Source organism: Photobacterium sp. Hal280, assembly GCF_037162255.1.
Classification (GTDB): domain Bacteria; phylum Pseudomonadota; class Gammaproteobacteria; order Enterobacterales; family Vibrionaceae; genus Photobacterium.
The window spans coordinates 910,681-923,868 of the sequence record NZ_JARLUO010000001.1 but is presented as its reverse complement, the minus strand read 5'-3'; the positions used below and the strand labels follow the sequence as shown (position 1 = coordinate 923,868).

Sequence of the window (13,188 nt, the reverse complement as noted above, 5' to 3'; positions counted from 1 at the left end):
GAAGTCTCAGGTCTTGGGGGATTCAGACAGTGAGATCTTTGATCTTGTCGGTTGGCCCATTTTTCTGGACCGACTTAATACCGTTGTCAGCACCGGACTTGGATTTGTACATTTCACTACTGCCAATCACCTGGTGGTTCTTGGCCTTGAGATTGAAGTGAAATTGACCGTTTGCGGCTTCTTTTAGTTCGTATTGCTCAGCATTGGGAGAATTGGTCTGAACAGACTTGATCCCGTTATTGGCCGCTGCCTTGGTGGTATACATTTCACTTTTGAGGATAACCTCGCCATTCGCCGCCTTCAGCACAAAATAAATCTGATCATTTTTTGCTTTTTTCAGCTCATAACTGCCCATGTCCAACCCCTTGTTGTGTCGTGAATTTAGATAAAGATTAGTCCTGTTTTCACAAAAAAGAGTGATATTTGTCGTAAACAGGGCCATTTCGAATGGTCAGCTGAAAGGGCTTGTGCGTGGCACTGCTTCTGGATCGGTGAAGCCGATATTTTTCAGTACATTCTTCGGCAAAAAAAGATTCATCATTTTGACGTAAAAGGCATTTGCATTTTTTAAACGACTGTTTTGGAAAGAAGAAAAAGTTTATCCACAAAAACAGTGGGTAACTTTGGGGATGACGGGCGCCGTTGTTGGCGATAATTTCATCGGTTGAGTCAGGGGGATTGAGGTTAAGCGCAATATTGGCCTTTCTGATTCTCTAAGTGTATCGATTCGCGGGTTTTTCTACTTGTCCTACACTTGTAATCAGTCGTTTTTCAACAAGATGAGGATAACCGCATGAAAATAACGGCAGCGCTGGGAACCGCAGCGATATTGGCAGGTGCACTGATGGCACCGGTTGTGGGTGCTGAAGAAGGCAAAGCAGTGCGTTATAAAGTAGATGGCGCTGAGTACGAGGGTTACTACATTTCGCCGGCCAAAGATGCGCCGTTGGTACTGATGATCCACGATTGGGATGGCCTGACCGATTATGAAGTCAAGCGGGCGCAGATGCTGGCAGACAAAGGTTATGCCGTGTTCGCGGCTGACTTGTTTGGTGCTGGCGTGCGCCCGGAGAAAGTGGATGACAAAAAGAAACTGACGGGCGAGTTATATCAGGATCGCGAAAAGATGCGCAGCCTGATGGAAGGGGCGATTGCACAAGCCAGACAGATGGGCGGAAATACTTCAGACGCGGTGGCAATGGGTTACTGTTTTGGTGGCACCGCTGTGTTAGAGCTGGCCCGCTCCGGGGCTGACATGAAAGGGTTTGTGACTTTTCACGGAGGCCTTGATACACCGGAAGGCCAGGATTACAGCAAAACGAAAGGCAATGTCCTGGTATTTCATGGTGCGGCTGACACAGCCGTGACAATGGAGGATTTTGTCAGCCTGAACAAATCGCTTGAAGGTGCAGGCATAGAAAATGAGATGATCGTTTACAGCGGGGCACCGCATGCTTTCACTGTTTTCGGCTCGGATCGTTACCGTGAAGATGCGGATAAAAAATCCTGGCAACGATTTCTGGAATACCTGAGTGAACAGCGGTAACTGATTGCTTTTAAATTGAATTTCTCTGAAAATGCACTGTTCTGAAAATTAATTTCTTTGAAATAATCACAGTATGGGACAGAACTTTCTGTCCCACCGATTGAGGGCTTTCTATGTTATGTGTAACAACACCGGATGTGGCGCATCGTCCCATTCAAGAAGTGCTGGGGACTGTCAGTGGCAGCGTGGTGCAATCCAAGCATGTCGGCCGCGATATCATGGCGGGCTTCAAATCCATTTTTGGCGGGGAAATTCGTGGTTATACGCAAATGCTGGTGGAAGCCCCTGAAGAAGCCATGCACAGAGCCATCGCTGAAGCGGAACATATGGGAGCGGATGCCATTGTGAATATGCGCTTTACAACCAGCACGATCATGCAGGGCGCATCTGAAATTCTGGTGTATGGCACCGCGGTCAGGCTGAGCTGAACCCGCTTTCCCGTTCCTTCCTATTGAGTTCCGATTCTGGCTAGTTTTACCCGGCCAGAGGCGTACACTGAGCGTATGGATGAAGAGTAGCGTGATGCAAATGATCGCGTCTGCGCAAACAGGCTGAGTGTATGAGTTTATCGCCAACCCAGTGTCAGCAGGCCAGACTGGCCAAAGATCCCCGTTATGACGGGTTGTTTTTTACTGCGGTGAAAACCACCGGTATTTACTGCCGTTCGGTCTGTCCGGCGCCTGCCCCGAAAGAAGTGAATGTGGAATATTTCCGCACCGCCATTGAAGCGGCTCAGGCGGGCTATCGTCCTTGCCTGCGCTGCCGTCCGGACAGTGCTCCCGGTTCCCCGGCCTGGCTGGGAACCGGGGCCACAGTGCAGCGTGCTTTGTCACTGCTGGATGAAGGGGCACTGATGTCTCAGTCCACCGAACACCTTGCGGCTCGCCTGGGCGTAACCGACCGCTATCTGCGTCAGCTGGTCACTCAGGCCACTGGCCTTTCTCCCAAAGCTTACAGCCTGTATCAGCAATGCCTGATGGCAAAAAAACTCCTGCATGAAACCCGGTTGCCCGTCACGGAAGTGGCGTTTGCCAGCGGCTTTCACAGCGTGCGCCGGTTCAACGACTGTTTTCAAAAGCAGTTTTCGTTGTCACCTTCCCAATTGCGCAAGCAGGGTAAAGCTGAGCAAGAGGCGGGACTGGGCATACGCCTGCAACTGGCCTACCGGCCGCCTTATGACTGGCGACAGGTGCAGGGCTTTTATGCCGCCCGCCTCATTCCCGGGCTGGAGTGGCAAACCGAAAACAGCTACGGCCGCACTTTTTATACACGTGCCGGGGATGTGGCGACACATTATCAGGGACACTTTACTGCGACTCATTGTCCTGAAAAATGCTGTTTTGATGTGGATATCCGGATTGATCATCTCAGCGGTCTGATCCCTGTAATTCGAAACATTCGCCGCTGTCTGGACCTGGATGCGGACAGTGAACGTATCGCAACCGCCATTCGCCTGGCAACGCCATCTGCGTCAGCTTCAGAACCGGATGCCGGGATCCGCCTGCCCGGTATCTGGAGTCCGTTTGAAGCCGGTATTCGAGCGGTCTTGGGGCAACAGGTATCGGTGAAAGCGGCGCGGAATCTGGTGGAAAAACTGGTCACGCTGAATCCGGACAGCGGTGAGGATCTCAAGTATTTTCCGACGCCGGCCCAGGTCCTTGAGATGGATTTACAGCAGCTTGGTATGCCACAGAAACGCAGGGAAACCCTGAAAAATCTAGCCGGTTTTGCCCAGACACACCCGCTGGGTATGGATGCGCCAGAGAAAGAACTGCTGGCGCTGCCCGGGATTGGTCCATGGACGGTCCATTACATGCGCATGCGGGGCCACAGCGATCCGGATATCTTTCTTTCCGGTGATCTAGGGGTAAAGAAAGCGCTGGCAGCGCTGGAAAAACCGGTTCATGAAACGGCCGCCGCACCCTGGCGCAGTTATCTCACTTTGTATTTATGGAGTTTGTTATGACCTCAACCACGACGCGCGCTGTCCAGCGATTCCGGCAACGGATTGATACGCCGATTGGCTGGCTGGCCGTGGTGGCCGATCATCAGGCCATCACGACCATTGAGTTCGATGCTCAGCCCGCCCCTGACGATATCAGTAACGCCGTCACCGAGTTAGGCGTGCAGCAACTGAATGAGTATTTCGCCGGTCAGCGTAAGCATTTTGACTTACCCCTTTCCATGCCGGGCACCGCGTTTCAACGCGAGGTCTGGCAGGCTCTTACGGATGTGCCTTTCGGTGTCACCTGTTCCTATTCAGATGTCGCGCTGCAAATCGCCCGCCCGAAAGCTGTCCGGGCCGTGGGCGCTGCAAATGGGAAGAATCCAATCCCTATCGTGGTGCCTTGCCACCGGATTATCGGTCGCTCCGGCACCCTGACCGGCTATGCCGGCGGGCTGGATAAAAAACGCTGGCTGCTTGAGCATGAAGGATTAAGCATCAAAGCGTAATTTACAATGTAAATGGGGGCCGTGTGTGCCCCTTTCGCTGTCTTTGCCTGGCTGTTTAATCAATAAACTGTATATCTGATTCAAAAAACAAGAAAATTTTCCAACTTCTTGGCAATCCTGGTCTTGCCAATCCGGTAACATACTGATTTATAAAGCGCTGGCTATTGGCGCGAAAATTGCTGGAATCCCTGGATTAAACAGCATCCAATCAAGACGAGCGTCAGTATGGCAGATACCAATTTCCCTTACCCGCCCACAGCAGCAAACCTTTTCTCATTTCTAACAGCGACACCGCCATCCGTATCGCCCGGAGTAAACCCCGTTGATCCTAGCCGAAGTTTTATCACTTCACAGCTCGCCCGCTCGCCCGTTTTTGTACCAGATAATCGTATTTTTATAGAAGGTTAACGAGAAATGGAACAGGTTAGCAGACCATTAACGAAAGCTCAGGTGCCAACAGAAACGGAAGTTAAAGATCTATATGAAAAAATAACCTCGGATCCGGATAAAGTTGAATGGGAAGTCATCGCATTTCAGCAACCTTATCCGAGTCGGCGTAAATATTATGTGGCGTTGATGACATTAATGTTAAATTTGATTATGTTTTTTCTCATTTTAATTGGTGAATCATTTGATGTTATGAAAGCAATCACCGATGGTTTTACTTGGTTCATGCTTGGTGGTGTTATATTTATAAGTTTGACAGTAGGGAAAATTACTTTATTTCCCAGATTCCGCCATCACTACATTTTGAGCCGGTATGGTCTGATAACTGAAAGTCATGTTCATTCATCAAAAATAGGAAATGCGATTCTAAGAAAGTTGCTGGCTGTTGCCGCTGTTGGTTCACTGGCGGCGGTGTTTATCATTGGCCCGTCGGCGATAGCGGGCTTTGCCGGGCTGGGGGTGACTTGGCTGGTATTAAGCGGAACGAATTTAGATAAGTATATGTTGTCACAGCGCATCAGCACCTATGATGATATCTTTTTTTTAAGAGAGCATGATGATTCTGATGAACCAAGGGATTTGTTTTTGTTATTTCATCGCTATACAAATTATAAAGAAGATGAGAATAATAATATTGAATTAGAAGATTATGATTTTTTTCTACATCAATATATTGTCAACAAGGGAACAAAGATAAAATTATCTCTATGATTAATGGTTTCTATCCTTATGGTCAGATACCGAGTGATAAAAAAGATATTTTTGATGAGCTATATGAATATGTGCCGCCTCAGGAGATTAAAGACATAGTCGCACAAACCTCACCACATCTTGATAATGCAGATCAATGCAGTTAATTGAAGAATAGGGACTGAGCATGGATGCAGTTACCAGACCATTAACGAAAGCTCAGGTGCCAACAGAAACGGAAGTTAAAGATCTATATGAAAAAATAAACTCGGATCCGGAAAAAATTGAATGGGAAGTCATAGCCTTTCAGCAACCTTATCCGAGTCGTCGTAAATATTATATTCTGATCATGACATTAGCATTGATGTTTATGATGTTTATGATGTTTATGATAGCGTTTATTGCAGAAGAGTTTGATTTTATTGCTGCTATTATAAACTCTACAACTTGGATGCTGTTTGGTAGCGCAATTTTTGTGAGCTTAACTATTGGTAAAATCACTGCATTTCCAAGATTCCGCCATCACTATATTTTGAGTCGTTATGGTCTGATAACTGAAAGTCATGTTCATTCATCCAAAATAGGTAACAACATTCTTAGAAAGTTATTGGCTGTTGCCGCTTTTGGCTCACTGGCTGCGGTATTTATGATTGGCCCGTCGGCGTTAGCGGGCTTTGCAGGACTGGGTGTGACCTGGCTGGTATTGAGCGGAGCAAATTTAGACAAGTACATGTTGTTACAGCGAATCAGTACCTATGATGATATCTTTTTCTTAAGAGAGCATGATGATTCTGATGAACCAAGGGATTTGTTTTTGTTATTTCATCGTTTTATGAAATTCTCAGAAACAGAAGATAATGAGATTGAGTTTAAAGAATATAAGTTTTTTTCGACACAGATATACTGTCAACAAGGGGACAAAGATAAAATTATATCTATGATTAATGGTTTTTATCCTTATGGTCAGATACCGAGTGATAAAAAAGATATTTTTGATGAGCTGTATGAATATGTGCCGCCTCAGGAGATTAAAGACATAGTCGCACAAACCTCACCACATCTTGATAATGCTGAGCAATGCAGTTAATTGGTGGATAAGGAATTGAGCATGGCTGCAGTTACCAGACCATTAACCAAAGCTAAGGTACCAACAGAAATAGAAGTTAAAGAACTGTATGAAAAAATAAATTCAGATCCTCATAAAATTGAATGGGAAGTAGTCGCTTTTCAACAGCCTTATCCGAGTCGGCGTAAATATTATGTGGCGTTGATGACATTAATGTTAAATTTGATTATATTTCTTCTCATTTTAATTGGTGAATCATTTGATGTTATGAAAGCAATCACCGATGGTTTTACTTGGTTCATGCTTGGCGGTATTATATTTATAAGTTTAACAGTAGGAAAAATTACTTTATTTCCGAGATTTCGCCATCACTACATTCTAAGCCGTCATGGTCTGATTACTGAAGATCATGTCCATTCATCAAAAACAGGCAACGCGATCCTAAGAAAGTTGCTGGCTGTTGCCGCTGTTGGTTCACTGGCGGCGGTGTTTATCATTGGCCCGTCGGCGCTAGCGGGCTTTGCCGGGCTGGGGGTGACTTGGCTGGTATTAAGCGGAACGAATCTGGATAAGTATTTGTTGTCGCAATGTATTAGTACGCATGATGAGATATTTTTCTTAAGGGAACATGATGATCATGATGAATCAAGAGATTATTTTTTAATATATCACCGTGGATATATCTTCGAAGAATCTGAAGAGTCCGTTATTAAATTAGAACAATATAATGTCACATCAACTGATATATATTGTTTGCAAGGTGACAAACAAAGAATTATGAATAAATTTAATGATTTTTTCCCTTATGGGAAAATTCCAAGTGATAAAAAGGACTTGTTTAAAGGTGCAGCCAGATATTTACCACCTCAGGAAATCATGGATCTAGAAACACAGACATCACCGTATCGAGATGATGTTGAGCAATGCAGTTAATTGGTGGATAAGGAATTGAGCATGGATGCAGTTACCGGACCATTAACAAAAGCTCAGGTACCAACAGAAACCGAGGTTAAAGATCTATATGGAAAAATAACCTCGGATCCGGATAAAATTGAATGGGAAGTCATAGCCTTTCAGCAACCTTATCCAAGTCGGCGTAAATATTATGTGATGTTGATGACATTAATATCTGTGCTATTTTCATTTTTCATTCTATTGATTGCATTTGAATTTAATGTTATTGCTGCAATTACTGAACCATTTACTTGGCCGATGTATGGAGCTGTCATTTTTGCAAGCCTAACCATTGGAAAGATCACTTTATTTCCGAGATTCCGCCATCACTACATCTTGAGTCGTTATGGTCTGATAACTGAAAGTCATGTTCATTCATCAAAAATAGGCAACGCGATTCTAAGAAAGTTGCTGGCTGTTGCCGCTGTTGGGTCACTGGCTGCTGTATTTATCATTGGCCCGTCGGCGTTGGCGGGTTTTGCCGGGCTGGGGGTGACCTGGCTGGTATTGAGCGGAGCAAACTTAGATAAGTACATGCTGTTACAGCGCATCAGTACCTATGATGATATCTTTTTCTTAAGAGAGCATGATGACTCTGATGAACCAAGGGATTTTTTTTATTATTTCACCGTTTTATGAAATTCTCAGAAACGGAATATAATGAAATTAAGTTTAAAGAATATAAGTTTTTTTCGACACAGATATACTGTCAACAAGGGGACAAAGATAAAATTATATCTATGATTAATGGTTTTTATCCTTATGGTCAGATACCGAGTGATAAAAAAGATATTTTTGATGAGCTGTATGAATATGTGCCGCCTCAGGAGATTAAAGACATAGTCGCACAAACCTCACCACATCTTGATAATACTGAGCAATGCAATTAATGGGTTTTTCATTGAATAAACGCCTTGCCAGTATTTGAGCTGACAAGGCGCGAACGAGAACAACATATTGTCCCAGTGGTGATGGATCAATCCTTTGCCGGCTCTGCGTCCGGTAAAGACAGCACCAGAATGGCGGCGAACACCAGAAAGCCAGTCATCATCATGAACACATCGTTATATGCCATGATGTAAGCGTCGGTTTGCATGCTTTGTGCCAGACTGGCTTTGGCTTTCAGCATGGCGGTTGTTGGGTCTGTACCCTGCTGCAGGTAATGCCCGGCTTGCTGGGCCAGTTGGTGCCATGCATCGTTGCTGACGCTGGGTAAGCTGGCCTTGATGTGAGCCAGATGCTCCCGCGCTTTGTTGTCCAGCATGGTGGCTATCAGTGCGATGCTGAAGGCGCCGCCCAGGTTGCGTAACACATTGGTGATGGTCGAGGCATCCGGGGTCTGGTGCTTTTGTATCGTCTGCATCGCGACCAGTGACAGCGGCACAATGATAAAGGGGCTGCCAATGGCCCGCAGTAACATCGACAGTATCATCTGCTGTCCGCCAAAATCCTGGCTCATGTGGGTATTCACATAACAGCTGATGCCGAACATGATGAAACCAAATGCCACCAGAAACTTGGGTTTAATAACTTGCGTCAGTTTGGGGATCAAAGGGAAAAGTAACAATTGAGGAAACCCCATCCACATCAGCACTTTTCCGATCTCCAGCGCATTGTAATGATGAATTTGCGTCAGATACATGGGCAGAACAAAAATGGAACCCAGTAACGCCATACCCAGGATCAGATAAGCCAGCCCTGACATCGCAAAGTGCGGGTTACTGAGCAGCCTCAGGTTCACCAGGGGTTTTGGGTGCCGCAGTTCATTGACGACGAAGGCCACGATGCTCAGCACAGCGATCACCGTTAACCCGATGATAAAGTGCGAACTGAACCACTCTTCCCGGTTTCCTTCCTCCAGCATAACTTCCAGACAGCCCAGGCCAACCGCCATGGTCGCGATGCCAACCCAGTCGGCATTTTTCAGACTGCTGATATTCATGGGCTGATCATCCAGGCCATAGCGGAGCATAGCCAGCATCAGCAACGCCGGTGGCAGGTTGATGTAAAAAATGTAGTGCCACGACAGATGCTCCGTCAGCCAGCCACCCAGAGTGGGGCCGATAGACGGCGCAAAAGTGGCCGTGACGCCAAACATCGCCATCCCGATGGCCCGTTTATGAACCGGTAACAGCTGGACTACCAGTGAAAACGCCATCGGAATTAACGCCCCGCCACTGAAACCCTGCATGGCGCGAAAGGCAATCATGGAGCTCATACTCCAGGCGACAGAACACAACAGAGACGACACAGTGAAAATCACCGTGGTGCCAATCAGGTAGCGGCGTGCTCCCAGTGCTGTCGATAGCCATCCGCTTAGCGGGATCGCAATCATTTCTGCTACCAGATACGAGGTGGAGATCCACGAGCTTTCATCCAGGGTGGCGGACAGCGCGCCCTGAATGTCTTTCAGCGAGGAGTTGGTGATCTGAATATCGAGAATTGCCATAAACGCGCCCAGCATACCGCCCAGCAGGGCAATCCAGTGCCGGAGCGGAACGTCATCCTCAGAACGTTGATCAAGGGCAGGGGTTGCCTGAGGCAGGGCCTGTTCACTCATGAGCGACCTCAGCTTTTGCCAGAGTTTCTTCCCCCTGCGCTGACACTGAGCGGGTATCTATGGTTGCGACCACAGACAGGCCCGGTAGTAGCTGACCGGCGAGCTGCTCAGGGTGTGGAATGATGATCTTAACCGGCACCCGCTGAACAATTTTGGTGAAGTTGCCCGTGGCATTCTCGGGCGGCAGTAACGCAAACTTTGCCCCGGTGGCGGGAGAAAAGCTGTCGACCACACCTTCCAGGGTCTGACCCGGATAGGCATCCAGCTCAAATGCCACCTGTTGTCCCTGATGAATACTGGCAAGCTGAGTTTCTTTAAAATTGGCTTCAATCCAGACATCGCGGCTGGGCACCAGACTGAGCAGCGGCATGCCCGGCTGGACATACAGCCCGATCCTCAGGCTGCGCTTGCCGACAATGCCGTCAACCGGGGCATAAATACGAGTGTAACTGAGATCCAGCTCCGCCTGTTTGACCTGCACCCTGGCTTCCTGTACCGAAGCTTCCGCCTGACTTTTCTGGCTGTTGAGGACCAGCAGCTGATCTTTGGCTGCCTGCAGGCTGGCCTTTGCGGCTTCCAGTTCGGCGGCAGTGACTTTCAGGTGCGAACTGGCATCGTCGACTTCATCTTGCGATGAATAGTTTTTGGCCAGCAGCGAGCGGGCTCGGGTGTCTTGCTGCTGAGCCCGCTCCAGCTCTGCCTGCGCTGAACTGACCTGGCTGGCGGACTGGCGAATCACGGTTTTCTGCAGCGCAAACTGGGCATTCAGGTGGGCGACTGCAGCTTGTGTCACCACCAGGTTGGCCTTGGCTTTTTCCAGTGCGGCCTGATAATCGCGATCGTCAATGGTGGCAAGCAGTTGTCCTGCTTTGACGCTGTCATTATCGCTGACATAGGTTGCCTGAATATAGCCGGCCACTTTGGGGCTGATATTGGTGATCTCACCCTGTAAATAGGCATTGTCTGTGGTTTCAAAATAGCGGCCGTAGCCGTACCAGTATCCTCCCACCGACACGGCGATAAGACCCAGCGTCAGCGTAGCAATAAGAGGAAGGCGTGAAGATGTCTTTGAGGCTTGCTCGGTCATGAGAATTCGTATTGTTGTGATTTATGTTTGGGGCATGAATTGTAAAAAATTATGAATTGGTTTATTAGATAGGAAAAAGCGAAAACACTGTTGCGAACTTTTCACTAATGGTGATGTTGCGAGTCGCATTGTTGCTGACAGCTTTCTGAATAATGGGTAGTGGTATGGATTTAAATGCAATGGTGATGTTCGCCCAGGTGGTGGAATGCGGGAGTTTTACGCAAGCCGCCGAGGCGATGGACATTACGAAATCGACAATCAGCAGGAAAATAGCGGATTTGGAGAAAGATCTGGCAGTGCGCCTGCTGACACGCAGCACCCGCAATCTGGTGCTGACCCATGAAGGGGAAGCGTTTTATCAGTCGTGCCGTCAGGTGGTCGAAATTGCGAGCCAGGCTGAGCTTGAAGTGACGGCAAACCAGGATTTGATCCGAGGCAGGCTGAATGTGGTGATGCCTGTCGAGATCGGGCAGAAAGTGTTTGGCAAGAGCATCAACGCATTTTTGAAACAGTACCCGCATGTCAGCCTGCACCTTGAGTTAAGCAACCGGGAAGTTGATCTGATTGCTGAAGGCGTCGATCTGTACGTGCAGGTGGGTGACATTAACGATTCCGGCATGGTGGCAAGACCGTTTCATTCCTCACGGCGGATTCTCGTTGCCAGCCCTGACTACCTCGCGCTCAACGGCAACATTGAGTCGCCGGCGGATTTGGCTGCGCCGCATCATCAGATCAAAATTTATAACGCCGTGAAGATACCGCATTGGGCGCTGGAAAAAGACGGACAGCAGGTGCAGATTGAACTGCCGTATCGTTTCAGGGTGAATACCATCACCTCGGCAGTGTCGGCGTGTCTGGATGGCCTGGGTATCGCCATGTTGCCGGAATTTATCTGTCGGGAGCACATTGAGCGTGGTGAACTGATACAGATACTGCCAGGCTGGGTGTCGCCGGTTGTGCCGATCAGCTTTGTTTACCCGCAGCGGGAATTGATCCCGAACCGGCTTCGTCTGTTTATTGATTTTTTGCTCGAGCGCTTTGAGGTGATCACCAGCGTTGCCGATAGCCCAGGGTAATCGCCACATCCGGGCTGTTATCCATATTCAATACATTTTCAGTCAGGATCAGTTCCACCACGCTGGTGGAAAAATGATAGCGGTATCCTGCCAGCATCTCGTTTGAGGCTTTTGACAGCGCAGAGGCGGCTTCTGATGCACCTTCGTAGAAATGGTATTCCAGCAAGACTCGGTGGGGTCCATTGAACTGATACTGCCAGCCGGCAGCTGCGGCATAGGTCAGCGTGTTATAAGGAATGAGTGCCGCCGGATTATCACGATAAACCCCGCCGAACATGGCGTGAAAGCGATGGCGGTCCCGATGATAGCTGTAATTAAGCTGTAAAGCCTGCTCCAGATTATGGTTGTGGAACGGGCCTGAGCTTACATAGTTGTAATACAGCGAGGCACCGACAGACAGCGCTTCCCTTGGGCGATCCAGTATCTGCCAGCCGCTGTACAGAGTCAGCATCCGTGTCAGCGTCTCGCCTTTGAAATCAGAATATTCCACCCCGTATTCAGGGATCGAAATATCAAAGCTGTGCCTGGGCACATCTTCACGGCCATTCAGGCTGATGCCGAACAGGTTATGAAAGCCGAACGTCAGGTTATCCAAATGGCTGTCCAGGGCAATTCGCCAGCTGGCGTCCAGCTCCAGCTGCCAGCCGGCTGAGACTTGCCACAATAAGCCGGTGCTGAACGTGGACTGATAGTAATCGGCCCGATATTCAGGGGTTTCCGCCCAGATACTGGCCGTGGCTGCCGTGGCGTAAAATTCCAGCGTGTCTTCGGGTAACGCAAAACCACTTCTGAGCTGCGGGCTCAGGCTGTTAGACTGCAGCGGCGATTGGGCATAGGTTTTCAGCGGGCCAAAATCCTGTGGATTTGGCGGCGCTGCGAAGGCTGGGTGCCAAACAGACAAGCCAATAACGAGCGTGCTTGTCACTGCCGGATACTGAAAGCATGTCATTCATTTCTCTGAGTGCCGGATAATCCGTTTTTTATCGTACTTGATTGCGATCGCAGACCGCTAAGCTGTTGTGCAATATGACCAATCTGTCACTATAGTCATGAAATGCAGATAGTCATGAACGAAATATAGTTATCAGATAAAGTCAGGATTAATTCACCTGCGATTAGAGCAGTATAAGTGAAGTCCTGTGTGCAACTTGCCTCACAATTGCAACCCTCAGGCGGAGAAAGCTGAACGCCATCTGATTGTCTACACTGTGACTATTGAAGCTGGCACTCTGCTTGAGTGCTACAGAGCAGCATTCTTGTATACCGGTTGACACCCTAGGCTGTTGTTCCGGTTGTTCCATTCTGACG

At 48.2% G+C, this 13,188-nt stretch carries 13 protein-coding genes; 9 read left to right on the top strand and 4 right to left on the bottom strand.

Annotated features, from left to right (window positions below; all coding sequences use genetic code 11):
• Positions 1 to 22 precede the first annotated feature (22 nt).
• Positions 23 to 442, bottom strand: coding sequence for a YegP family protein (locus P4S53_RS04480; protein WP_442958623.1), 420 nt, complete (start codon positions 440 to 442; stop codon positions 23 to 25).
• Between the two features lie 402 nt (positions 443 to 844).
• On the opposite strand from P4S53_RS04480, the gene P4S53_RS04475 reads away from it, so the two are divergent.
• The 8 genes from P4S53_RS04475 to P4S53_RS04440 all read left to right on the top strand — a co-directional run bounded on the left by P4S53_RS04475 (position 845) and on the right by P4S53_RS04440 (position 7,796).
• Positions 845 to 1,546: a dienelactone hydrolase family protein gene (locus P4S53_RS04475; protein WP_337112061.1), complete on the top strand. Its 702-nt coding sequence runs from the start codon at positions 845 to 847 to the stop codon at positions 1,544 to 1,546.
• A 113-nt stretch (positions 1,547 to 1,659) separates the two neighbouring features.
• Entirely contained in the window at positions 1,660 to 1,974 is a 315-nt protein-coding gene (locus P4S53_RS04470; RefSeq protein ID WP_337111575.1) for a heavy metal-binding domain-containing protein, read from the top strand.
• Positions 1,975 to 2,105: 131 nt separating this feature from the next.
• Entirely contained in the window at positions 2,106 to 3,512 is a 1,407-nt protein-coding gene (locus P4S53_RS04465; RefSeq protein ID WP_337111574.1) for a DNA-3-methyladenine glycosylase 2 family protein, read from the top strand.
• Positions 3,509 to 4,000, top strand: a complete 492-nt coding sequence (locus tag P4S53_RS04460; RefSeq protein ID WP_337111573.1) for a methylated-DNA--[protein]-cysteine S-methyltransferase — start codon at positions 3,509 to 3,511, stop codon at positions 3,998 to 4,000. Before P4S53_RS04465 ends, P4S53_RS04460 begins: the two co-directional genes overlap by 4 nt.
• 414 nt (positions 4,001 to 4,414) lie before the next feature.
• Entirely contained in the window at positions 4,415 to 5,158 is a 744-nt protein-coding gene (locus P4S53_RS04455) for a hypothetical protein (protein ID WP_337111572.1), read from the top strand.
• Positions 5,159 to 5,324: 166 nt separating this feature from the next.
• Entirely contained in the window at positions 5,325 to 6,224 is a 900-nt protein-coding gene (locus P4S53_RS04450) for a hypothetical protein (protein ID WP_337111570.1), read from the top strand.
• A 21-nt stretch (positions 6,225 to 6,245) separates the two neighbouring features.
• On the top strand, positions 6,246 to 7,136 hold the full coding sequence (locus tag P4S53_RS04445) for a hypothetical protein (protein ID WP_337111569.1): 891 nt from the start codon (positions 6,246 to 6,248) through the stop codon (positions 7,134 to 7,136).
• 21 nt (positions 7,137 to 7,157) lie between these two features.
• Positions 7,158 to 7,796 (top strand): hypothetical protein, encoded by a 639-nt coding sequence (locus P4S53_RS04440; protein WP_337111568.1) that lies wholly within the window; start codon positions 7,158 to 7,160, stop codon positions 7,794 to 7,796.
• A gap of 337 nt (positions 7,797 to 8,133) precedes the next feature.
• Here P4S53_RS04440 and P4S53_RS04435 read toward each other — a convergent pair whose 3' ends face one another.
• Positions 8,134 to 9,717, bottom strand: coding sequence for a DHA2 family efflux MFS transporter permease subunit (locus P4S53_RS04435; RefSeq protein WP_337111567.1), 1,584 nt, complete (start codon positions 9,715 to 9,717; stop codon positions 8,134 to 8,136).
• Positions 9,710 to 10,804, bottom strand: coding sequence for an HlyD family secretion protein (locus tag P4S53_RS04430; RefSeq protein ID WP_337111566.1), 1,095 nt, complete (start codon positions 10,802 to 10,804; stop codon positions 9,710 to 9,712). The genes P4S53_RS04435 and P4S53_RS04430 overlap by 8 nt, the downstream gene beginning before the upstream one ends.
• A gap of 164 nt (positions 10,805 to 10,968) precedes the next feature.
• Between P4S53_RS04430 and P4S53_RS04425 the strand changes: the two genes are divergently transcribed.
• Positions 10,969 to 11,880 carry a LysR family transcriptional regulator gene (locus P4S53_RS04425; RefSeq protein ID WP_337111565.1) on the top strand — a complete coding sequence of 304 codons (912 nt, stop codon included), beginning with the start codon at positions 10,969 to 10,971 and terminating at the stop codon, positions 11,878 to 11,880.
• On the opposite strand, the gene P4S53_RS04420 is transcribed toward P4S53_RS04425, so the two are convergent.
• Positions 11,852 to 12,829: a DUF3187 family protein gene (locus P4S53_RS04420; RefSeq protein WP_337111564.1), complete on the bottom strand. Its 978-nt coding sequence runs from the start codon at positions 12,827 to 12,829 to the stop codon at positions 11,852 to 11,854. The two genes, P4S53_RS04425 and P4S53_RS04420, sit on opposite strands and share 29 nt — an antisense overlap.
• Positions 12,830 to 13,188: the final 359 nt, after the last annotated feature.

What these genes read in the sequence shown, in the direction of transcription:
- P4S53_RS04480 (WP_442958623.1), bottom strand. Translation starts at nt 442, where the DNA reads ATGGCCCTGTTTACGACAAATATCACTCTTTTTTGTGAAAACAGGACT.
- P4S53_RS04460 (WP_337111573.1), top strand. Translation starts at nt 3,509, where the DNA reads ATGACCTCAACCACGACGCGCGCTGTCCAGCGATTCCGGCAACGGATT.
- P4S53_RS04430 (WP_337111566.1), bottom strand. Translation starts at nt 10,804, where the DNA reads ATGACCGAGCAAGCCTCAAAGACATCTTCACGCCTTCCTCTTATTGCT.
- P4S53_RS04435 (WP_337111567.1), bottom strand. Translation starts at nt 9,717, where the DNA reads ATGAGTGAACAGGCCCTGCCTCAGGCAACCCCTGCCCTTGATCAACGT.
- P4S53_RS04440 (WP_337111568.1), top strand. Translation starts at nt 7,158, where the DNA reads ATGGATGCAGTTACCGGACCATTAACAAAAGCTCAGGTACCAACAGAA.
- P4S53_RS04465 (WP_337111574.1), top strand. Translation starts at nt 2,106, where the DNA reads ATGAGTTTATCGCCAACCCAGTGTCAGCAGGCCAGACTGGCCAAAGAT.
- P4S53_RS04470 (WP_337111575.1), top strand. Translation starts at nt 1,660, where the DNA reads ATGTTATGTGTAACAACACCGGATGTGGCGCATCGTCCCATTCAAGAA.
- P4S53_RS04420 (WP_337111564.1), bottom strand. Translation starts at nt 12,829, where the DNA reads ATGACATGCTTTCAGTATCCGGCAGTGACAAGCACGCTCGTTATTGGC.
- P4S53_RS04450 (WP_337111570.1), top strand. Translation starts at nt 5,325, where the DNA reads ATGGATGCAGTTACCAGACCATTAACGAAAGCTCAGGTGCCAACAGAA.
- P4S53_RS04475 (WP_337112061.1), top strand. Translation starts at nt 845, where the DNA reads ATGGCACCGGTTGTGGGTGCTGAAGAAGGCAAAGCAGTGCGTTATAAA.
- P4S53_RS04445 (WP_337111569.1), top strand. Translation starts at nt 6,246, where the DNA reads ATGGCTGCAGTTACCAGACCATTAACCAAAGCTAAGGTACCAACAGAA.
- P4S53_RS04455 (WP_337111572.1), top strand. Translation starts at nt 4,415, where the DNA reads ATGGAACAGGTTAGCAGACCATTAACGAAAGCTCAGGTGCCAACAGAA.
- P4S53_RS04425 (WP_337111565.1), top strand. Translation starts at nt 10,969, where the DNA reads ATGGATTTAAATGCAATGGTGATGTTCGCCCAGGTGGTGGAATGCGGG.